Annotated in this window: 22 protein-coding genes; 12 read left to right on the top strand and 10 right to left on the bottom strand. The window is 72.3% G+C overall.

The genetic code is table 11. The annotated features are described in order from the left end of the window. Nucleotides 1–5: 5 nt before the first annotated feature. The gene (locus ACFYZA_RS02125) at nt 6–1211 is read right to left on the bottom strand and encodes a sensor histidine kinase (RefSeq protein WP_388486360.1); all 1206 of its coding nucleotides are present in this window, start codon (nt 1209–1211) and stop codon (nt 6–8) included. 168 nt (nt 1212–1379) lie between these two features. On the opposite strand from ACFYZA_RS02125, the gene ACFYZA_RS02120 reads away from it, so the two are divergent. The 4 genes from ACFYZA_RS02120 to lepB all read left to right on the top strand — a co-directional run bounded on the left by ACFYZA_RS02120 (nt 1380) and on the right by lepB (nt 5015). Further along, complete coding sequence (locus tag ACFYZA_RS02120) at nt 1380–1895, top strand: YceI family protein (RefSeq protein ID WP_388486358.1); 516 nt, start codon at nt 1380–1382, stop codon at nt 1893–1895. A 59-nt stretch (nt 1896–1954) separates the two neighbouring features. Next, a complete protein-coding gene (locus ACFYZA_RS02115) occupies nt 1955–2713 on the top strand; it encodes an N-acetyltransferase (protein WP_382584532.1) in 759 nt (252 codons plus the stop codon). A 199-nt stretch (nt 2714–2912) separates the two neighbouring features. After that, entirely contained in the window at nt 2913–4025 is a 1113-nt protein-coding gene (locus ACFYZA_RS02110) for an alpha/beta hydrolase (protein WP_382584535.1), read from the top strand. Between the two features lie 147 nt (nt 4026–4172). Continuing rightward, complete coding sequence (lepB, locus tag ACFYZA_RS02105; RefSeq protein ID WP_382584537.1) at nt 4173–5015, top strand: signal peptidase I; 843 nt, start codon at nt 4173–4175, stop codon at nt 5013–5015. 35 nt (nt 5016–5050) lie between these two features. Here lepB and ACFYZA_RS02100 read toward each other — a convergent pair whose 3' ends face one another. From ACFYZA_RS02100 to ACFYZA_RS02085, 4 genes are all read right to left on the bottom strand, one after another. Continuing rightward, nucleotides 5051–5557 carry a hypothetical protein gene (locus ACFYZA_RS02100; protein ID WP_388486356.1) on the bottom strand — a complete coding sequence of 169 codons (507 nt, stop codon included), beginning with the start codon at nt 5555–5557 and terminating at the stop codon, nt 5051–5053. Continuing rightward, nucleotides 5554–6210, bottom strand: a complete 657-nt coding sequence (locus ACFYZA_RS02095; RefSeq protein WP_388486353.1) for an RNA polymerase sigma factor — start codon at nt 6208–6210, stop codon at nt 5554–5556. Before ACFYZA_RS02095 ends, ACFYZA_RS02100 begins: the two co-directional genes overlap by 4 nt. Nucleotides 6211–6279: 69 nt before the next feature. Next, nucleotides 6280–6777, bottom strand: coding sequence for an LPXTG cell wall anchor domain-containing protein (locus tag ACFYZA_RS02090; RefSeq protein ID WP_382584546.1), 498 nt, complete (start codon nt 6775–6777; stop codon nt 6280–6282). Between the two features lie 130 nt (nt 6778–6907). Continuing rightward, nucleotides 6908–8140 (bottom strand): carbohydrate-binding protein, encoded by a 1233-nt coding sequence (locus ACFYZA_RS02085; protein ID WP_388486351.1) that lies wholly within the window; start codon nt 8138–8140, stop codon nt 6908–6910. A gap of 237 nt (nt 8141–8377) precedes the next feature. On the opposite strand from ACFYZA_RS02085, the gene ACFYZA_RS02080 reads away from it, so the two are divergent. The 5 genes from ACFYZA_RS02080 to ACFYZA_RS02060 all read left to right on the top strand — a co-directional run bounded on the left by ACFYZA_RS02080 (nt 8378) and on the right by ACFYZA_RS02060 (nt 13467). Beyond that, complete coding sequence (locus ACFYZA_RS02080) at nt 8378–9538, top strand: D-alanyl-D-alanine carboxypeptidase family protein (protein ID WP_382584551.1); 1161 nt, start codon at nt 8378–8380, stop codon at nt 9536–9538. 397 nt (nt 9539–9935) lie between these two features. After that, a complete protein-coding gene (locus ACFYZA_RS02075) occupies nt 9936–10388 on the top strand; it encodes a subtilase-type protease inhibitor (RefSeq protein WP_382584554.1) in 453 nt (150 codons plus the stop codon). Nucleotides 10389–10590: 202 nt separating this feature from the next. Next, nucleotides 10591–11682, top strand: a complete 1092-nt coding sequence (locus ACFYZA_RS02070) for a phosphatidylinositol-specific phospholipase C domain-containing protein (protein ID WP_388486348.1) — start codon at nt 10591–10593, stop codon at nt 11680–11682. Nucleotides 11683–12212: 530 nt separating this feature from the next. Then, complete coding sequence (locus tag ACFYZA_RS02065) at nt 12213–12584, top strand: tyrosinase cofactor (protein ID WP_388487954.1); 372 nt, start codon at nt 12213–12215, stop codon at nt 12582–12584. 55 nt (nt 12585–12639) lie between these two features. Then, on the top strand, nt 12640–13467 hold the full coding sequence (locus ACFYZA_RS02060; RefSeq protein WP_382584560.1) for a tyrosinase family protein: 828 nt from the start codon (nt 12640–12642) through the stop codon (nt 13465–13467). 24 nt (nt 13468–13491) lie between these two features. On the opposite strand, the gene ACFYZA_RS02055 is transcribed toward ACFYZA_RS02060, so the two are convergent. The 4 genes from ACFYZA_RS02055 to ACFYZA_RS02040 are packed head-to-tail and all read right to left on the bottom strand — an operon-like array spanning nt 13492 to nt 16465. Further along, the gene (locus ACFYZA_RS02055) at nt 13492–14292 is read right to left on the bottom strand and encodes a methyltransferase domain-containing protein (protein ID WP_388486347.1); all 801 of its coding nucleotides are present in this window, start codon (nt 14290–14292) and stop codon (nt 13492–13494) included. A 19-nt stretch (nt 14293–14311) separates the two neighbouring features. After that, nucleotides 14312–15190 (bottom strand): ABC transporter permease, encoded by an 879-nt coding sequence (locus tag ACFYZA_RS02050; protein WP_382584565.1) that lies wholly within the window; start codon nt 15188–15190, stop codon nt 14312–14314. Beyond that, on the bottom strand, nt 15150–16004 hold the full coding sequence (locus ACFYZA_RS02045; protein WP_382584568.1) for an ABC transporter ATP-binding protein: 855 nt from the start codon (nt 16002–16004) through the stop codon (nt 15150–15152). Before ACFYZA_RS02045 ends, ACFYZA_RS02050 begins: the two co-directional genes overlap by 41 nt. Continuing rightward, nucleotides 16001–16465, bottom strand: coding sequence for a MarR family winged helix-turn-helix transcriptional regulator (locus tag ACFYZA_RS02040; protein WP_382584571.1), 465 nt, complete (start codon nt 16463–16465; stop codon nt 16001–16003). Before ACFYZA_RS02040 ends, ACFYZA_RS02045 begins: the two co-directional genes overlap by 4 nt. Before the next feature lie 251 nt (nt 16466–16716). Between ACFYZA_RS02040 and ACFYZA_RS02035 the strand changes: the two genes are divergently transcribed. Then, entirely contained in the window at nt 16717–17835 is a 1119-nt protein-coding gene (locus ACFYZA_RS02035) for a hypothetical protein (RefSeq protein ID WP_382584666.1), read from the top strand. Nucleotides 17836–17931: 96 nt separating this feature from the next. Then, nucleotides 17932–18612 carry a transcriptional regulator gene (locus ACFYZA_RS02030; protein ID WP_388486343.1) on the top strand — a complete coding sequence of 227 codons (681 nt, stop codon included), beginning with the start codon at nt 17932–17934 and terminating at the stop codon, nt 18610–18612. Here the strand turns inward: ACFYZA_RS02030 and ACFYZA_RS02025 are convergent. Then, on the bottom strand, nt 18609–18731 hold the full coding sequence (locus ACFYZA_RS02025; RefSeq protein WP_382584577.1) for a hypothetical protein: 123 nt from the start codon (nt 18729–18731) through the stop codon (nt 18609–18611). The two genes, ACFYZA_RS02030 and ACFYZA_RS02025, sit on opposite strands and share 4 nt — an antisense overlap. A gap of 236 nt (nt 18732–18967) precedes the next feature. On the opposite strand from ACFYZA_RS02025, the gene ACFYZA_RS02020 reads away from it, so the two are divergent. Beyond that, complete coding sequence (locus tag ACFYZA_RS02020; protein ID WP_388486340.1) at nt 18968–20509, top strand: alpha/beta hydrolase; 1542 nt, start codon at nt 18968–18970, stop codon at nt 20507–20509. Nucleotides 20510–20512 lie beyond the last annotated feature (3 nt).

The following is a 20512-nucleotide window of genomic DNA, read 5'->3' as shown; positions in this document are numbered from 1 at the left end:
TGGCCTCACCCCACCGATTCCGCTGTCGGTACGTAGGCGGGCAGTTCGGCCGCCACGCAGAACCCGCCGTCCGGTTCGGGTCCCGCCCGCAGGCTGCCATGGACGAGCTCGATGCGCTGGCGGAGCCCGGCGATGCCCAGGCCCGAACCGGTGCGCACCAGCTCGCTGTCGGGGCTCCCGCTCGGCCGGGTGTTGCGGACGGCGACGCGCACTCCGCTCTCGTCGTACTCCACGCGAACGGTGACGCGGGCGCCGGAGGCGTGCTTGTGCACGTTGGTCAGCGCCTCGCGCACGACGCGGTACGTGGTGCGGCCCACCACCGGCGAGGCCAGCGAGCGGTCGCCCACCTCGACCAGCTCGGCCGGGACGCCGGCGGCCGTCGACTCGGCGACGAGCGCGGCCAGCCCGTCGGGCGAGGGGGTGCGGTCCTCCTCCGGTGCCGTGCGCAGGATGCCGACCAGGTCGCGCAGTTCCTCAAGAGCCTGGCACCCGGCCGACCGCAGTTCCTCGGCCGCCCGGCGGGTCGCCTCGTCCGAGGCGGTCACGCGCAGCGCGCCGGCCTGGAGCACCATGAGGCTGACCCGGTGGGTGACCACGTCGTGCATCTCTCCCGCGAGCCGGGCGCGTTCTTCGGCGCACGCCCGCTCGGCGAGCAGATAGCGCTCGCGCTCGGCCCGTTCTGCGCGCTCGGTCAGGGCGCACACGAGGCGCCTGCGCGCGTCGAAGTACAGGGCGAGCAGGGGGCCGACGGCGGTGCGGAGCAGGCCGACGGTGAGGACGGTGAGGGACGGCTCCCAGGCCCGGGCGACCACCAGCGTGAACAGGCCGAGCACCAGGAACGCCGTGCGCCGGTTGCGGGCGGTCCGGCCGTAGAAGACCGGGCCGTACGCCGCGAGCGCCGTCGAGAACGGGGCCCAGACGTTGCCCGGGTTGGCGGGGGTCAGGGCGTGCACGGGCGAGATCAGCAGGGTCACGGCGAGCGTGAACGCGCCGAGGACCGCGACCACCGCCAGGGGTGCCCGGCGGCGGGCGGTCAGGGAGAGGCAGGCCAGGGCCTGGGCGCCGAGCAGGGCCCAGGCGAGGGTGCCCGGCCGCTCGGGCCACCAGGTCGCACCGACCAGCGTGATCGCCGTGTCGGCCAGGGTGAAGCAGACGGCGATCGCCGTGTCCACGGCGAGCGGATGCCGACGGTGCCACGGTCCGTCACTCATGCCGTTCACGGTAGGTCATGTCCGGGCGATGGCCCCCGGGAAGCAGACCTCCGGATGCGGCACACCCTACGAAAGTCGTGGGCAGCCCCGGCCGGCCCTCCTTTCGTCGTCCCGGCGCCCTCCCGCCCGCTCTGCCGCGCGGCGCCCGCCCCGCGGTGCAATCGAGGCATGGAAACCAACCAGGACAGCACCACGGCGGCGCCCGGGCTCGGGCACTACACGATCGATCCGGACGCCTCGACCGTCGAGTTCACGACCCGGCACGTGTTCGGGCTGCTTCCGGTGCGCGGCAGCTTCGCCATCCGGTCCGGCAGCGTCGACATCGCCGAGCCGCTCGGGGATTCGGGCGTGCGGGCCGAGATCGACACGGCGAGCTTCACGACCGGCAGCAAGCAGCGGGACGGGGCGGTGCGCTCGGCGCGCTTCCTGGACGCCGCCCGCCACCCGTCGATGACCTTCACCGCGGACCGGCTCGACGGGACCACCGTGGCGGGCACCCTCACCGTGTGCGGCACCGCGCGGCCGGTGTCGCTGTCGATCGAGGAGTCGGCGTCGACGACCGGGGCGTTCACCGCCCTCGCCACGGCCCGTGTCGACCGGACCGAGTTCGGGGTGACCGCGTCCCGTGGCATGGCGGGGCGGTACCTCACGGTGACGATACGGGTCCGCTGCGTCCGCGCATGACGAACCGTCAGATCCAAAAGGTCTGGTGCTGACCTGCGGGTTCTGGCAAAGTTCCGGCCGTGACGCACAGCGACGACATCGAGATCAGCACGCTCGCCGAGCGGCCCCAACTGGCCGCCCGGATCTACGACATGAGCGACAAGTGGCCCGAGTTCATAGCCCGGGACCTGGTCGGCTACGCCCTGCTCGCCCGGGTGCCCGAGGAGTTCCCGCAGTACTGCGTCGTGGCCACGCGGGACGACCGGGTGATCGCCCGGGGCTTCAGCGTCCCCTTCAACGCGGCGCTCGATGGCCGGGAGGAGATGCCGGACCGGGGCTGGGACCAGGTCCTGGCGTGGGCGTTCGACGACGCGCGGCGCGGGCGTCCCGTGACGACGGCGAGCGCGCTGGAGATCACCGTCGACGTGGATCATCTGGGGCGCGGCCTGTCCTACCGCATGCTGGCCGCGATGCGGGAGGCCGTCGGGCGCCAGGGCCTCGACGCGCTCGTGGCGCCGGTGCGTCCGACGGCCAAGCACCTGCGGCCCCGGCTGCCCATGGCCGAATACCTGCGCGACGTCAGGGACGACGGGCTGCCCGCCGATCCGTGGCTGCGCGTGCACGTCAAGGCGGGCGGCACCATCGTGAAGGCGGCCGCCGCCTCGATGACGGTGAGCGGGACCCCGGCCGAGTGGCGCCGCTGGACCGGTCTGCCCTTCGACCGGGACGGCGAGATCGAGGTGCCGGCCGCGCTGGTGCCGGTGCACTGTGACACCCGCCACGACCGGGTGAGCTATGTCGAGCCCAACGTCTGGGTGCGGCACCCCCTGCACGCCTGACGGCACACCCCTGGCCAGGGCCCCGGCGCGCGGAATCGGGCCGGGGCGACCGGAAGATTCCGCGGCCGCCGCGGCCCGATCGGTCACTTTCACAAGATTTGTAAGACAAATCCGGAACCCTTTGCCCGCTCCTGCCCATCAGCCCAGGTGGAACGAACACGCATGCCCTTGGGCCCCAGAACCACCCGGAGCGATCGCAATGACCCACCCCCGCCACGGGGCCTACCAGTCTCGGGGCCACCGCCGGGCCAGCCGCGCCAAGCGCTGGATACTCGGCGTGGTCGCCGTCACCGTGCTCGGCCTGATCGCGTGGCCCGTCCTGAACTACTTCGACGTCTTCTCCGACAAGGGCGACGCGATCAGTTTCGGCCAGGGTGGCTCCGGAGGCGGCGGCGACAAGCCCGGCGGCGACGGGGGCAAGTCGGCCAACTCCAAGGTGCTGATGCCGACCGGGCCCGAGGCGCAGTTCACGGTGGCCGGCACGGTTCCGGAGAACGGCTCCAAGATCGCGGTGACGACCCTGGAGGGCAAGAAGTCCGGTTTCACGGGCAAGGTCTGGGTCTGGGTCCCGCCGGAGTACAAGGACCCGAAGTACGCCAAGAGCGGCTTCCCGGTGATGGTCGCGCTGCCCGGCGGCGCCGGCTATCCGACGAACTACTGGATGGGCACCGACCTCAAACTGGAGGCGAGCATCTCCCAGTGGTCCAAGGAGGGCAAGAGCCTCCCGTTCATCCTCGCGATGCCGGTCCTCAACCCCCACCCGGACACCGGCGGCCTGTACTGGGACGCCAGCGACATCCCCGGCCAGCCGAAGATGGGCACCTGGCTGACGGAGGACGTCCCCGACCTCATCAAGGCCAACTTCCGTACGGTCAAGTCGCGTGACGGCTGGGCCTTCATGGGCTCGTCGACCGGCGGCTTCGCGGGCCTCAAGAGCGTGCTGCAGAAGCCCGGCCAGTTCAAGGCCGTCATCGCCTCCGGCCCCGACATCGTCCCCGACTCCCGGCTGTGGAACGGGCACGACAAGGAGAAGGCGGAGAACAACCCCAACCTGCTGGCCCAGAAGCTGATCGCGGCGAAGAGCCCGGACGTCTATCTCGCCTTCCAGGTGGGCACCGTGGGCTCCGACGCCCAGGCCAGACCGAAGATCGAGGAGTTCATCTCCAAGTACGGCAAGGGCCCGGTCAAAACGAAGCTCAGCGTCATCCAGGGCGGCGGCCACAACGCCAAGACGTATGTGCCGAACATGGCCAACGGCGGGCTCATCCAGTGGATCAGCGAGCACATGCAGGGCCCCGAACCCTCCTCCTGACCCGCCCCCGCGTCCTTCGGACGCAGGAACGCGACGGGACACCGCCCGGCGGCCCCGCGATCGGGCCCGCCGGGAACTACCGTTCATCGGGCAGGTCGTGGATCCACGCCGTCGGCGCGTGGGCGCAGTACGAACGAAGGAGCGGGCGTGGGGAATTCAGCGGTCGGCGCGGACGGGAGCCCAGGGACCGACAGTGAGGAGCCCGAAGGACCGCGCCGCTCCGGCCCCGGCAAGCACCGCTCCTTCTGGCGCGAGCTGCCGATCCTCATCGTGGTCGCGCTGGTGCTCGCGCTGCTCATCAAGACGTTCCTGGTGCAGGCGTTCTCCATCCCGTCCGAGTCCATGCAGAACGCGCTCCAGCCCGGGGACCGCGTCCTGGTCGACAAGCTGACCCCGTGGTTCGGCGCCAAGCCCGCGCGCGGTGAGGTCGTCGTCTTCCACGACCCGGACAACTGGCTTGCCGGGCAGCCGACTTCGAACCCGAACGTCGTCCAGAAGGTCCTGTCGTTCGTCGGGGTCATGCCCTCGGCCAACGAGCAGGATCTGATCAAGCGGGTCATCGGGGTCGCCGGGGACACCGTGGAGTGCAAGGGCACCGGCCCCCTGACGGTCAACGGCAAGCCGCTGACCGAGCCGTACGTCTTTCCCGGGAACACGCCGTGCAGCGTCGACCCGAGGGGCGGCCAGTTCAAGGTGACCGTCCCCCAGGGCAAGATGTGGGTGATGGGCGACCACCGGCAGGACTCGGAGGACTCCCGCTACCACCAGGCGGACAAGAACCACGGGTTCGTGCCGGTCGACGAGGCCGTGGGCCGCGCCTTCGTGGTGGCCTGGCCCCTCTCGCGCTGGTCGACCCTGCCCGTCCCGGACACCTTCGACCAGCACGGCATCAACACCAGGGCGGCCGCCGCCCCGGGCGCGCTCTCCCTGGCGGGCGCGGTGCCCGTGGTGCTGTGGCGGCGCGGGCGCAGGTCCTCGCCCACCGGCTGAAGGCCGGGGCGCGCGGCCGCGCCACCGGCTGACGGTCAGCGGCCCGGCAGGGTGGACGGCGCGGCGGATCCCCGGGGTGTCCCGGCACGCTCCGGCGTTTGTGTGACGGGTCCCGCGGGCCGCCGCGACGGGGTCGGTGACGGCCCCCCGCCCGGCACCTTCGAGCGGTCGGCCGAGGGCGTACGGCCGGGCGCCGGCGGAGGCGACGGCATCGGGGCGGGCGACTCGGAGGACGCGGGCGTCGGCGGGGGCTGCACGGGTCCCGGCGTCGCGGCCGGGAGCGGAGGCGGTGCCTCGGGGGCGGGGGCCAGCGTGAACCAGCCGATCGCCACGGCGGCGGCGGTGGCGAGCCCGGCCAGCGGAAGGACGAACCGGCGCCGGCGCAGCCCCGCCAGCGGGGCGCGGCGCAGATGGGGTCCCGGCGGGTCGGCGGGGCGCAGATCCACGACGGCGATGGTGTCCGCGCGGGCGGCGAGCGCATCGCGCAGCCGTCGCTCGACCGGACGCTCGGGGCCGTCGGGCCCGCTCCAGTGGCCGCTCATGCCCGTGCCTCCAGGATCTTCTCCAGCGAGTCGAGGGCCCGGCTCGCGATGGACTTCACCGAACCCCGGCTGATGCCGAGGGTGGTCGCGATCTCGGCCTCCGTGAGGTCGCTCCAGTACCGCAGGACCAGCACCTCGCGCCGACGCACCGTCAACTGGCCCAGTGCGGCGAGGACTTCGCGGTGTTCCTCGTCGAGGACGACGCGCTCCTCGGCGGAGGGCGCGTCGGGTTCGTGCGGCGGGGTGTAGCCACGGGCGGTACGGCGGCGGCGCAGCACCGAGCGCGAGGCGTTGACGACGGCGGTGCGCAGATAGGCGAGCGCGTTGTCGATCTCGTCGATGCGGTCGCCGTGGCGCCGGTAGAGGGCAGTGAACGCGTCCTGCACCACGTCCTCGGCCGTGGCCCGGTCGTCGACGAGCATCACGGCCAGACGCACCATCTTGAGGCGGTGTGCGTGGTAGAGCTCGCTGACGGTCGGCGGCGCGGCCCCGGGATCGCGGGCGTCCGTGAACGTGCCCGCCCGCCCGGGCGCCGCCCCCTGCGCGCGGGGAGCGCGCGGTGCGGCGCGGCCCCGCCGCAGCAGTCCGCGCCACCAGGGCGCGAGCGCGTGCGGGGCGAAGGGGGCCGGGTGGAGAGCGGCGGTGTGCTCCATCAGATCCTCGGTTGCGCGGGCGTGCCCCGCCCCCCTTGCGCGGGGGCGGGGCCGTGGGTGCCTCGGTGCTCAGTTCTGGTGGCGTCGCCGGACGGCGACGACGGTGCCGGCGCCCGCGAGGATCAGCGCGCCCGCTCCGACGCCCATCACCGTGTTGGTGGTGGTGGACGCACCAGTATGCGCGAGCTCCTTCTGGTCCGAGGGCGCGGGGGCGGCGGCGGGCCCGCCGGGAACCGCGCTCGGCCCGGCCTGCCCGGCGGACGGGGGCACGGGCGCGGGCTGCTCGGCCACGGGTCCGGCCGGCGCCGCGCTCGCCTCGGGCCGCGCGGTCGGCGGCTCGGTCGGCCGCTTGCTCTCCCCCGCCCGCTTGACCGGCGAGGAGGGCGCGGCGCTCGGCTCGGCCGCCGAGGCGGGGGCCGCGCGCTTGGGCTGGGGGGCCGGGGTGTCGGCGTACGCGGTACCCGCGAACACGGGGGCGGCGAGGGCGAGGAGCAGGCCGGTCGCCGCCGCGGTCCCGGCGAGCGGGCGGCGGACGGGACGGGCGGGACGGTGCTGGGGGACGGTCACGTTGTGCTTCTCCACGGTCGGCGGGGCGGCGCGGAAATCGCGCCTTCACCCCTGACGACGTGCGGCGGCACCCCGGGTTGCCGCCGCTCCGGAAAAACTTCCGGGGCGGCGGCTCGGTGTGCCGCGGGATTCAGCAGGTCCCCTCGTCCTGCCAGACTCCCCACTCCCCCGTGGTCCCGGGCTCCTCGTTCTGGGTCCACCACTTGGCCTTCCACTTGTGCCCGTTGTGGGAGACCTCGTTGCCCTGGGTGTACACGGCGCCCGAACTCCAGGCCGTCACCGCGCAGGTGCCGCCGCCGGGCGAGGAGGGCGGCGGGGACGACGGCGGCGGCGAGTTGGGCGGGGTCGCTCCGGCGAACCTCACCGAGTACTTGGCGAAGTCCCAGGCCGCCTGCGGGACGCTGCTGCACACGCCCGACGTGGTGCCGTTGTTGTCGGGCGGGGTGCACTGGCGGTCGCGGTTGAGGGACCAGAAGGTGAAGCGCGCCATGCCGTGGCTCGTCGCGTAGTCGAGCACGGTCTGGAAGTCGGCCTGCGAGAAGTACTCGCCGGAGTCGCTGCGCCCGTTCATGCCGGAGAAGCCCTCGTGGGCGTAGGCGGTCGCGGCGGACCAGCCGAAGGTCGACTGGAGTACGGAGTTGAAGTTGGTCAGGGCGCTGGTCTGGGCGGCGGCCCCGCTGAACCCGCCGTCGAACGGCATGATCGAGAAGTTGTCCGGCACGAAGCCCTGCGCCTTGGCCTCGTTCAGCATCTGCTTGCCGAACCAGCCGGTGCCGTCGGCGGTCCCGGCGGTGGTCACCGACACGTACAGGCCGGGGTTGTTCTGCTGGAGGATCTTGGCGGCACCTATCTCGTGCGAGATGGCGGCGGTGTTCTCGTACTCCGGCTCCTCCAGGTCGAAGTCGATCGCCTTGAGCTGGTACTTGGTGATGACCTGCTGGTACGCGGCGGCGGTGGAGGCGGCGTCCGGACAGTTCTGGCCGAGCTTGGTGCCGCCGTATCCGCCGACGGAGGCCGAGACGTCTCCGCCCTTGGCGCGGATCGAGCTGATGATCCCGGCGACCGCGGTGTCGGAGGACACCGGGGCGGTGCCGCCCCAGGTCGGGCTGCAGCCACCGCCGTTGGGGGCGAGGACGAAGGCGAGCTGGAAGGCCTTGAGCCCGGTCGCGTCCATGATGGCGGAGGTGTCGGGCGGGTTGTTGTCGAGGGGCATCAGATAGGGCGCGGCGGCGTACCAGCGGCTGCCGAGCCCGGCCGCGTCGGCGGTCGCGCCCGAGGCCTGGCCGGCGACGGCGGCGGTGAGTCCGGCCGCGGCGAGTGCGGCGCTGGCGGCGCCGCACAGGAGAGCACGCAATGGCTTCATGTCGGGGTCTCCTGGGGGTGGGAGGGGCTCCCAGAATTGGGCGGTGGCCGGAACACGTCAACGACTTGGACTAGACCATTGCTCTTCCTTGAACAAAGGGCGCGCGCCCGGTGAACAGAACCGCCCCGCCGGGTGCCTTCGACCGGTGAACGGAACCGCCCGCCCGGGTGCCTCCCGTGTAGGCCGGACGGCACAAGCCGACCTGCGTGATGTCCGTTCTGTTCCTACGGTGACTGAATGGTCATCAGATCCGGTTTCCGTTCCATGGCAGCACTCACCGCCACTGCCGCCATCGGTCTGTGCTGCCTCGCCCCGACCCCGGACAGCTCCGCCTCCGCGCCCGCGCAGGGCCCGGGAGCGGGCCAGCAGGTCAGTCTCCGGCCGGGCGCCCCCGCTCTTCCGGGTGATGTGTCCGCCCTGTCGTACGTGGTCGCGGACGCCCGTACCGGCAAGGTCCTCGCCGCCCGGGACGCCCACCGCAAGCTGCCCCCGGCCAGCACCCTCAAGACGCTGTTCGCGGTCACCGCGCTGCCGCATCTGCACGCCGAGGACCGGCACACGGTCTCCGAGCAGGACCTGGCCGGAATCGGCCCGGGCAGCAGTCTGGTGGGGGTCGAGCCCGGGCACACCTACCAGGTGTCCGACCTGTGGCGCGGCGTCTTCCTCAGCTCGGGCAACGACGCGGTGCACGTGCTCGCCTCCCTGAACGGCGGCTGGGAGGAGACCGCGGTCCAGATGCAGGCCCAGGCCCGGCGGCTCGGCGCCCTGGACACCGAGGTCGTCTCGCCCGACGGCTACGACAGCCCGGGCCAGGTCTCCTCGGCGTTCGACCTGGCGGTGTTCGGCCGGGCGGGCCTGGCCCGCCCGGACTTCGCCGAGTACTGCTCGACCGCCTCCGCACAGTTCCCCGGCGGGGGCGGCTCGTACGGGATCATGAACACCAACCGGCTGCTTTCGGGCACCGACGGGGTGTCCCGCTACCCGGGGATCGTCGGGGTCAAGAACGGCTATACGACCCACGCCGGCAACACCCTGATCGCGGCCGCGAAGCAGGGCGACCGCACCTTGCTGGTGACCGTCATGAACCCCCAGGCCGGCGGCGGCTTCGCGGTCTACGACGAGGCCCGCACCCTGCTCGACTGGGGGTTCGCAGCCTGGGACCACGTCGACGCGGTGGGCTCCCTCGAACCCGTACGGGCCAAGTCGCCCCAGCGCCAGGCGCAGATCGCCCATGTCGCGGCCGTCAAGCCCGACGCCGCCGAGGAGGACGACGAGCCGGGCTGGACGCTGACGAGTTCGGCGGCCGCGGGCCTCGCGGTCGCCGGAACCCTGTTCCTGGTGGTCCGGCGCCGCCGCGTGGTCCGCGAGCGCGCCGAGCGGAGGCACCCCACGGAGTGAGCCCTCGCCGCGTTCCGGCCGACGGAGCGCGGCGGGGCCGTCGGTGCGGCGCGCCCCGGCCGGTGCGGCGCGCGGCCGGGCGGGCGGGGTGCGCCCGGTGGGCACGCGCACGCCCGGACGTCGGGAATCGGAATCTGACCAGTCCTCAATCCGGCCTAAGATTCCCAGAATTCAGACTCCGGTTGCCTGGAAATCGACCTGCCGTGCGCCATCATGCCTTTCTTTTGGCCGACCTTGGCCGACTCGGCGACCTGGGCACCCGCGCTACCGCCTGCACCGATGCGGCTTCGCTGAGTCACTTCGTGTGACCGGATGTGCCCGCCGTGGTGCGCGGGACCCTCCTCCGCAGGACAGACTCCTGTTCGTTCTTCGGAAACCAACCCCAGGAGTGTTCGAAATGCGGAAGATCGCAGCAGTCAGCGCCGTCGCCGTCGCCTTACTGGCCAACGGGTTCCTCGGCACCGGACTCGGCAGCGCGGCAGCCGCCCCGGCCCCGGCCGAGGCCATGAAGCCGATGAGCCTGTACCCGCCGTCCGCGCTCGTGATCAGCATCGAGCCCGGCACCGGCGACGAGGGGGCCTCCGTCCAGCGCGCCGTCACCCTCAGCTGCGCCCCGACGCCCACCGGAACCCACCCCGCGCCGGCCGCCGCGTGCGCCGAACTCAAGGGTGTGCGGGGCGACTTCACCGCCCTCGTCGCGAGCGGCGCCCCACGTCTGTGTACGCAGCTGTGGCAGCCGGTCACCGTGCGGGCGGACGGCGTCTGGAACGGCAAGCGCGTCAGCCACGTGCAGACCTACGCCAACTCCTGCCTGAAGGCGGCCGGTTCCGAGGCCGTGTTCAACTTCTAGCCGACCGACACCGGGGTGTTCCCAACTCCCCGTCTCCGATGCCAGGTTGACCCCGTCGACACCTACACGGGCATCATCTGCGGCCGGTTCGGCCGCAGGGGGTGACAGCAGGAATCCAACTCGTGTTACTTGACATGTCTTCGTCGATTCACCCGACGATGGCACCGTCCTGACGGAGAGTCACCCCCCACTAGGAGGACCCGTGTCGGATCCCCGGCCCAGCCGGTTCACGCCCCGGCCGCGCACCACTCTGCTCGGCGCGCTCGCCGCCTGCCTCGCCCTCGCCACGGCGGGTGCTGGCGGCAGCGCATCCGCGGCGGGGCCCGAAACCCTCCCGCTGTCGGGAGCCACCGTCTCCGGGCTGCACAACACCTACGACCCGGCGGCCTTCCCCTATCTGGCTCAGGCCCTGGACTCCGGCACCTCGATGATCGAGCTCGACGTCTGGGACGACTTCATCACCAAGGAGTGGAAGGTCAGCCACTCCAATCCCCTGGGCAACGGCAACAACTGCGTCAACGCCAGCACCCCCGCCCAGCTCTACACGGGCGGCGCGAACAAGAACTTGGAGAGCTGCCTGGACGACGTCCGGGTCTGGCTCGGCGCGCACCCCGGCCATCCGCCGCTCGTCATCAAGCTGGAGATGAAGGCGGGCTTCCAGGCCACCTACGGCATGAGCCCCGCCAAGCTGGACCAGGCGATCAGCGATCACCTGGGCTCGGCGGTCTTCCGCCCCGCGGACCTGCTCGCCAAGCCCGGCGGCGGACAGTACGCCACCCTCGACGAGGCCGCGGGCGCCGGCAACTGGCCGACCCGCCAGGCGCTCGCGGGCAAGGTGATGCTCGAAGTGATTCCGGGCACGGTCGAGGAGGGCAACCCCACCGACAGCCTGTGGACGGACGTCGAGTACGCGCGCCATCTGCGCGACCTGGCGGCGGCGGGACGCGCCGGGCAGGCCCAGGTCTTCCCCGCCGTCCACAACGCCCAGGCGGGCGACCCCCGTTCACGCTATGGCGATGCCTCGATCCGTCCGTGGTTCGTCGTCTTCGACGGGGACGCGGCGACGTATCTGGGCGGCACGATCGACACCGCCTGGTACGACACCCACCACTATTTCCTCGTCATGACCGACGCGCAGAACGTCTCGCCGGCCCTTGACGACAAGAACCCCTCACCGGCGGACGCGCAGGCGCGCGTGGCCCGGCTCGCCGCGGCTCACGCGAGCGTCGCCTCGAACGACTGGACCTCGCTTCCCCAGGTGCAGTCGCTGGCGCTGCCGCGCGGCGTGGGGTAGTCCGGCTCCGCCGGACGGAGCGGCGGCCACCCGGCTCGCACGGCAGGAGAGCCGGGGCAGGGCCGCCGTTCCACTCCACGGGCCCGGCTCCGCGCGACCGGCCCTCGGCCGGGGAAGCCCGGCCGATGAACACCCGCCCCGCCGGGGCCGGTTCAGGCCACTGGCCGAAGCGCGGTGTGCGATTCCGGACAGGTTCCACACGTGAGCGCAGACACATCCCCCGCAGCACGGCAACAAGATTTTCACAAACTTGGCATATGCCAGGGAGAATCTTCACGCTGGGCGCCCAAGTAACGGGTGTTCAGCAAGATCCTCCTTGTTGAACACTGCACTTCGAATCGCGACATGTCCGCATAGCGGCCAACCCTCCACTCCCCACTTCTTGCCACGCCACCGCGACCGGTAGGGATGGATGTGCACCGGTTCGCCGGGCATCCCGGCCGTGACCAGGCCGGTCGAATGCCTCCCGGCCGACCCGCGCGTCAACTCGCCGCGAAACACTGGGGATTTCCATGTCGCAACCGTCACGACTGTCCCGGCCCACCCGCCGCCAGGCCATCGGCGTCACCGCCGGCACCCTCGCCGGGCTCGCCCTGGCAGGCAGCGCCCACGCCGCCGCACCGAGCGGCCACAGCAGCGCCCACGACGGGCACGAGGCGCCCGAGGCCTTCGACGAGGCGTTCCAGGGGCGCCGGATACAGGGGGCGCCCGCCGCCGGGCACACGCACCACGGCGGTGGCTACGCCGTACGCATAGACGGCCAGGAACTGCATGTGATGCGGAACGCCGACGGCACCTGGATCAGCGTCGTGAACCACTACGAGCCGTTCGCCACGCCCCGCGCGGTCGCCCGCGCCGCCGTGGTCGAACTCCAGGGCGCGTCCCTGGTCCCGCTCGCCTGATCCGGACACGACCCGCCGTCCCGTCCCCACCTCACGCCCAACCAGGAGCACAGCCATGGCCGTTCGCAAGAACCAGGCGGACCTCACCGCCACCGAGAAGCGCCGCCTCGTCGACGCGCTGCTTCAGCTCAAGCGCGGCGGAAGGTACGACACCTTCGTCAGCACGCACAACGCGTTCATCATGAGCGACACCGACACGGGCGACCGGGTCGGCCACCGTTCGCCGTCCTTCCTGCCCTGGCACCGCAGATTCCTCATCGAGTTCGAGCAGGCCCTGCAGTCGGTCGACCCGTCGGTCACCCTGCCGTACTGGGACTGGACCGTCGACCGCACCCCGACGTCCTCGCTGTGGGCGGCCGACTTCCTCGGCGGCACCGGGCGCAGCCGGGACGGCCAGGTGATGGACGGTCCCTTCGCGCAGAGCGCGGGCGGCTGGCCCCTCAACGTCCGGGTGGACGGCCGCACTTATCTGCGCCGGGCCCTCGGCGCCTCGGTCGCCCAGCTGCCGACCCGCGCCGAGGTCGACAGCGTCCTCGCCATGACGACGTACGACATGGCGCCGTGGAACAGCGCGTCCGACGGCTTCCGCAACCATCTGGAGGGCTGGCGCGGGGTCAATCTGCACAACCGCGTCCACGTGTGGGTGGGCGGCCAGATGGCGACGGGGGCCTCGCCCAACGACCCGGTGTTCTGGATGCACCACGCGTTCGTGGACAAGCTCTGGTCGCAGTGGCAGGCCAAGCACCCGGGCTCGGCCTACCTGCCGACGGCCGGCACGCGGGACGTGGTGGATCTGCACGACACGATGCGGCCGTGGAACAACGTGACCCCGGCGGACATGCTGGACCACAGGGGTTACTACACGTACGACACCGCGGCCTAGCCGACCCGGCCGCCGGTCGCGCGCTCAGGCCGGCCGGCGGCCCCAGGCGGAGATCATGGGCGAGGTCGCCAGGTCGAGGCGCCCCGCGGCGACGCTCGCCAGATGGCGTTCGATCTCCTCGTCGTCGGCCAGCCCCCTGTCGACGAGCCGGTCCCTGACCTGGCGCACGGTGGCCGCTTCGAGGACCGCGCCGGCCGGCGAGGTGACCGGGAAGTACGCGTCGGCCTCGACGCGTTCCAGGCCCGACTCCCGCAGCAGGCGCGGGAGTTTGCGGCCGTAGGAGAGGTCGGCCCCGCGTTCGGCGAGGAGTTGTCTGAAGGCGCGGCGCAGACGGTTGGCGCGTTCCTGTTCGGGGCCGTACTCGTCCGGGCAGAGCAGCGGCTGGAGCGCGGGGTCGGCGTCCTCGACGAGCAGGACGCCGCCGGGGCGCAGCGCCCCCGCCATCGTGCGCAGGGCCCGGGCCCGGTCGGTGACGTGGACCAGGACCAGGCGCGCGTGGACGAAGTCGAAGGTCTGCGCCGGCGCCTCGTCCTGGCCGACGTCGTGCCGCCGCACCTCGACGTTCGGCGACGGTGTGACGCCGGTCAGCCATCCGGTGTCGAGGTCCGTGGCGAGCACGTACCCCTGGGGGCCGACCCGTTCGGCGAGGCCGGCGGGCACGGAGAGGCCGCCCGCGCCGACCTCCCAGACGCGGTGCCCGGAGGTCAGGCCGAGGGCGTCGAAGTGGCGGAACGTGGAGTCGTCGAAGAGCTCGGCGAGCGCGTCGAAGCGCTCCCCCGCCTCGCTCTGCCGGTTGTCCAGGAGGTATCCGTTGTCCTCGGTCATGGGGATCATGATGGCAGCCTCAGCGGGCCAGCCTGCCGAGCAGCGAGGAGGCCGCGAGGATGCCGAGGGCCGCCGCGAGCAGCAGCACCCCGTAGTCGAGGGCGAGATGGGACGGGGTGCCGAGCAGCAGTCCGCGCAGCGCGTCGACCTGGTAGCTGAGCGGGTTGGCCTTGCTGACGGCCTGGAGCCAGCCCGGCATGATCGACACCGGGTAGAGGGCGCTGGAGCCGAAGAACAGCGGCATCGTGATGGCCTGCCCGATGCCCATCAGGCGGTCCCGGGTCAGCACGATCCCGGCGATCGTCATCGACAGGCAGGAGAAGAAGGCCGAGCCGAGGACGACGGCCGCGGCGACGCCGAGCAGCCGCAGCGGGTTCCAGGTGAGGGCGACGCCGAGCAGGGCGGCGATGACGATCACGACGACCGCCTGGATGAGCGCCTTGACCCCGGCCGCGAAGGCCTTGCCGGTGATGAGGGCGGAGCGCGGTGTCGGGGTGACGAGGAGCTTGGTGAGGATGCCCGAGTCCCGCTCCCAGATGATCATGATGCCGTAGAAGATGGCGATGAACATGGCGGACTGGGCGATGATGCCGGGCGCCAGGTAGTCGATGTACGGGATGCCGCCGGTGGGGATCGCCTTGATGCGGGTGAAGGTCTCGCCGAAGATGAGCAGCCACAGCGCGGGCTGCACGGCCCGGGTGTAGAGCTCGGCGCGGTCGTGCCGGAGCTTTTGCAGTTCGACCATGCACAGGGCGCCGGTCCTGGCCGGCAGCAGCCGCCAGCCGGTGCGGGCCCGTGGCGGGACGAGCAGCAGGTCGAGGGCGCCGGTCCTGTCGCCCCCGTCGGTGCCGAGGGCGTCAGCCGAGGCGGGCTGCGGTGCGGCGGGTGCTGCGGACATCGCGGAAGTCACCTCCCTGGCTGTCGAGCCCACGTCCGGCGACATCGCGGAAGACGTCCTCCAGGGTGGGCTGTGCGTCGTCGGGTCCGGCCGCGCCGCGGCGCTCGCGCAGTTCGGCCTTGAGGCCCTCGGGCGTGCCCAGGGCTCGAATCCTGCCGCGGTGCATGAGCGCGAGGCGGTCGCAGTACTGGTCGGCCTCGTCCATGTGGTGGGTCGTCACGAGCACCGTCATGCCGGTGGCCCGGCGTACCGCGGTGATGTGTTCCCACACGCTGGTGCGGGCTATCGGGTCCAGGCCGATCGTCGGCTCGTCGAGCATCAGCAGCCGGGGCGCGCTCACCAGCGCCTGCGCGAGTTCGAGGCGGCGGATCATGCCGCCCGAGTAGGTCTTGGCCATGCGGTCGGCGGACTCGGTGAGGCCGACGGCGTACAGGGCCTGCTCGACGCGGCGGGCGCGCTCCTTGCGGGGCACGTCGAAGACCCGGGCGAACAGCGCCACGTTCTCGCGTCCGGTCAGCCCGGAGTCGGCCGACAGCTGCTGCGGTACGTAGCCGAGCAGCCGGCGTACCGCCATCCGCTCCTTGGCCGCGTCGTGCCCGAACACCCGGACGCGGCCCGCCGGTACGGGCAGCAGGGTGGTGATGCAGCGGATCGCGGTGGTCTTGCCCGCGCCGTTCGGGCCGAGCAGCCCGAAGACCTCGCCGGGGGCGACGGACAGGTCGAGGCCGTCGACGGCTCTGGTCTGCCCGAAGGCGTACTCCAGGCCGTCGCACCGCACCGCCTCGCCGCCGGTCGTCGCGTCGTCGTCACTCATGACCCCTCCGCTTCCTCGTGCAGGTTCTCGGCGAGCCGGCGCAGTGCGGGCACCGCCGCCGCCAGCGCCGCCCGGTCGGCCGGGTCGAGGCGCGCCACCTGCTCCCGCACGAGGGCCGCGCGGCGGCGCTGCCAGTCGTGCAGCCGGTCGAGGGCGGCGGGGGTCGCGTAGAGCCGGGCCGAGCGGCGGTCGCCCGGGTCGGTCTCGCGCCTCATGTACCCGCTCTTCACCAGCTGGTTGACCAGCGTGGAGACCGAATTGCCCGCCAGATAGAGCTCCTTGGCGGCGGCCGAGACCCCGATGCCGGGCCGGCCGGCGACCAGCCTGAGCAGCTCGATGTGGGCGCCGCGCAGCCGGGGCACGCTCAGCCCGCGGCGCAGTCTTCGTCGCACGAGCCGCTGGACGGCGGCGAGCACGTCGGCGAAGGAGTCGTCGAACGGCGCGGACTCTTCGGCAGCCATGACCCCATTTTATCTCTCACTGAGAGGTAATGACCAGAGGGCGTCGGCACCGGGGCGATCCCGCGCCGAAGGGGCTCGAAGTGTGACGAAACGCGGTGCGGAGTGTGTCGAGCGGCACATGTGGCCCCGCTGTGAGAACGAACGGGCGCCGCATGACATCTTTCCCCGGGGCCCCGCGTGCTCCACGGAACGCCATCGGTATCGGGCAGGGAAACAGGAGCTGAACTCACGTGCCGGCCATCAGTCAGAGGATGCATCTGATCCTGCTCTCCGCGTGGACCGCGCTGTGGTTCGCGGTGGTGGAGCCCAACGGCGGCTTCTCCTGGCACTATCTGCGGGCCGGGGGCGAGCTCATCTACCAGGGCCCCTCCGGGGACGGCACCGGCGGCCTCAACCTCTACGCCCACCACCCCGAACTCCAGATGGGCCCGGTCAGCTTCCTGACCGCGGGCCTGTTCAATCCGTTCCCCGAGCGGACCGGCCAGTTCCTGGCCGCGCTCCTGATGTCGGTGCTCGGCCTGGTCATCGTGGTCATCGCCGGGCGCAGCGCCGCCTGGCACTTCCTGGGAACCGGCACCAACCACCAGCGGCTGCGCCAGCGGGTGCTGATCGCGGGGCTCGCCTTCATCCCCATGTGGATCGAGGTGTCGGTGCGCTTCGGTCACCTCGACGACGTGCTCGCCCTGTTCTTCACCGCGCTCGCGGTGCGTTCGGTGACCCGTGGCAGCCCGGTGGGCACCGGGATCTGGCTGGCGCTCGCGATGGACTCGAAGCCGACCGCGCTGACGTTCGCGGCGCTCCTCTTCGCCCTGCCGCGCCGCCACTGGCTGCGGGCCGGGCTGTGGTGCGCGGCGGTGCTCGCGGTCGCCTGGGCGCCGTTCTTCCTCAGCAATCCCCACTCGATGTCGGCGGCCGGCTTCGCGATACCCAACCAGCCCGCGTCCGCGCTGCGCTGGCTCGGTGTCGCCGATGCCGAGACACCCGGCTGGGACCGGCCGGCGCAGGCCGCGCTCGGCCTGCTGCTCGGCGCGATCGCGGTGTGGCGGGGGCGGTGGGCGGCGGTGGTGCTGCTCGGCGCCAACGCACGGATCGTGCTCGACCCCAGCGTCTACACGTACTACACGGCTTCCGTCCTGCTCGGCACCCTGCTGTGGGACGTCATCGGACAGCGCAGGCTCGTGCCCTGGTGGAGCTGGCTCGCGCTGCTCACCCTGTACGGGAGCGTGTTCGTGGTGCCGGACGACGCGGCGCGGGGGCTGATCCGGCTCGCGTTCGTCCTCGTGTCGACCGTGTACGTACTGCTGTGGCCGCAGCGCGACCGGACCCGCGACCGGCGGCGAAAACAGCGGCCCGCGGCCGTCGGGGCCTGACGCCCGGCACAGGCCGTGCGGTGACGCGCCCCGGGCGCCGGACCGCGTGAGAGGCTGGGCGCGACCGCATCGGCAGACCCCCGAAGAAGGTCCCCCATGACTCGTCAGACGCGTCCGGCCAAGGAGATCATCGCGGCCACGTCCGCGATGCTCGCGCCCGTGGCGGACGACAACCGCCTCCTGCCGCTCGTCGAGGCCGGCACGGCGCCGCTGTCGGCGCTGGCCCGGCTCGCCCTGGAGCAGCGCCACATCATCGCCTCCGACCGGCGCGCCTTCGCGTTCCTCGCCGAACGCTCGGGTCCCGGCACCGCGTGCGCGCGGTTCTTCGGCACGCTCGCCGAGGGCGAGACGCTGGCGCTCGACCGGCTCGGGGCGTACGAGCGCGCCTGCGGGCTCACCCCGGAGGCGATCGGCCAGTACCTTCCGCAGGCGGGCTGCCAGGCCTATCCGGCCTACGTGTCATGGCTGGCCCTGAACGGGGAGCCCCCGAGCGTGGCCCTCGCCCTCACCGCCAACTTCGCGGCCTGGGGCGGCTATTGCGCCCGCACGGCCGCGGCACTGCGCACCCGGTACGGCTTCACCGACGAGGCGTGCGGCTTCTTCGACTTCTTCGCGGGACCGGCCCCCGAGCTGGAACAGCAGGCGGTGGCGGCCGTCGCCACCGGCTCCGACGACGCACACGGCGAGGGCGTCGGCAGCGGAGCGCACTACGGACGACTGCTCCAGACGTACGAGTCGATGTTCTGGAACACGCTCGCGGCCACCGGCGCCCCCTAGGAAGCGTCGGCGGCGGCCGCCCGGCCGACGGCCTCCTCGATGCCGGCCCGGACCGTGTTCAGGACGGCTCGGTTCGCCGTGATCGCCTTGGTCTGCGCCGCCGACACGGGTGCGGCCACTCTCACGATCCTTCGCGATGAGCTCATCGGAGCATTCTCCTTGAAGGCGGCGGGAGTTGACGAGATCGGCCGGACTCGGTCGCGGCCGCGTCGTCACGCCTGTGCCACCTCGGTGGTGGCATCCGTGCCACCACCGATCGGGGGGCTGGCGGGATCGAGTCCGAGGGGCGGGGCGCGGGACGATCCACGTGACCGATTCACCGCAAGGGGAGCGATCCCAACGGGGAGCGAAACACATGCAGTTGATCAGGAAGACGGGCCGCTGGGCCGCCGCCGTAGCGTGCGCGGCGCTCGCCGCCACGGCCCTGCCGGGCGCGGTGGCGAGCGCCGCCGACGGCGCCCCGCCCGTACCCGACCGCTACCGGCACCAGAAGCTCGACTGGCAGCCGTGCGTGGACGGCCGGCTGGAGTGCGCGACGATGGCCGTGCCCCGCGACTGGTACCACCCCGGCGCCGGGCCGAGCCTCGACATCAAGGTGTCCCGGCACCGGGCGGCCGACCCGGCGAAGCGGCGGGGTGTGCTGATGATGGCGGCGGGCGGACCCGGCTCCTCGGGCCTGAAGCGTCCGGCCACCCTGACCGGGCTCAGCCCGAAGCTCGCGGCGGCGTACGACGTCGTCAGCTTCGACCAGCGCGGGGTCGGAGCGAGCACCCAGGTGGTCTGCTCGGGCCAGGACAAGGTCGACGCCTTCTTCACCAGCGGCGACCTGCGGGACCGCTCACCGCGAGCGATCGCCGCCACCTTCGACCGCGCCCGTGACTTCGTGGCGGACTGCGAGCGCGCCTCGGGCGGGCTCCTGCCCTACATCACCAGCGACCAGGCCGTGCACGACATGGACCTGTACCGCTCGCTGCTCGGCGTGGACAAGATCTCCTACTACGGGCCGTCCTACGCCACCGTCCTCGGGTACTACTACGCGACCGAGTTCCCGCGCCGGGTGGAGCGGGTCGTCCTGGACAGCACGGTGGACCTCACCCACGGCTGGGAGGCCTACATGACGGGCCAGCCGCTGAGTTTCCAGCGCAGGTTCGAGCAGGACTTCCTGCCGTGGCTTGCGAAGAACGACGCCACGTACCACCAGGGCCGTACGCCCGCCGACGCCAAGGCGTCCTACGAGCGGCTGCGGGCCGCGCTGCGCGACCGCCCGCTCGATCTCGAAGGGACCCTCGTCACGCCCAACCACCTGGACGCCGCCGCTACGGGTGCGGTGTACAACGCACATCAGGGCTTCGCCCGCTTCGCCGCCCTCATGGGCCTCCTCGAACATCCCGAGGGCGCATCGGAGCAGGCGAAGAAGGACGCCGTCGACCTGGTGCAGCCCATCATGAGCGCCGGTTACTTCGCCGACTTCTTCTCGGTCACCTGCGGCGACACCGCGTGGAGGCGCGACAGCCGCTACTGGGTGGACCGGAGCGCGGAGGCGACCCGCGCCAACCCCCTTGCCGGAGCACGGGAGTTGACGTTCGCCGCGATCTGCGCGAACTGGCCGCAGGTGAAGGCCCCCGTGATCAAGCCGACCGGCAAGGGGCTGCCGCCCGTCCTGATGCTCAACTCGACGCTCGACCCGGCCACTTACTACGAGGGGGCCCTGCGGGTGCACCGCGCGCTCGCGGGCTCGCGCCTGATCACCGTGGCCGACGGCGACCACGGCCAGTTCCAGTCCGGCAACGCGTGCGCGGACGCCTACGTGGAGGACTACCTCCTGGACGGCACGCTCCCGGCGCAGGACAGCGGCTGCCCGGGCGTGCCGCTGCCCGAGCCGGCCGCACGCGGCTGAGTG

The organism is Streptomyces sp. NPDC001828 (assembly GCF_042892175.1).
In the GTDB taxonomy this organism is placed as follows: domain Bacteria; phylum Actinomycetota; class Actinomycetes; order Streptomycetales; family Streptomycetaceae; genus Streptomyces.
The sequence above is the reverse complement of the archived record's forward strand: the minus strand, read 5'-3'. Positions and strand labels throughout refer to the sequence as shown.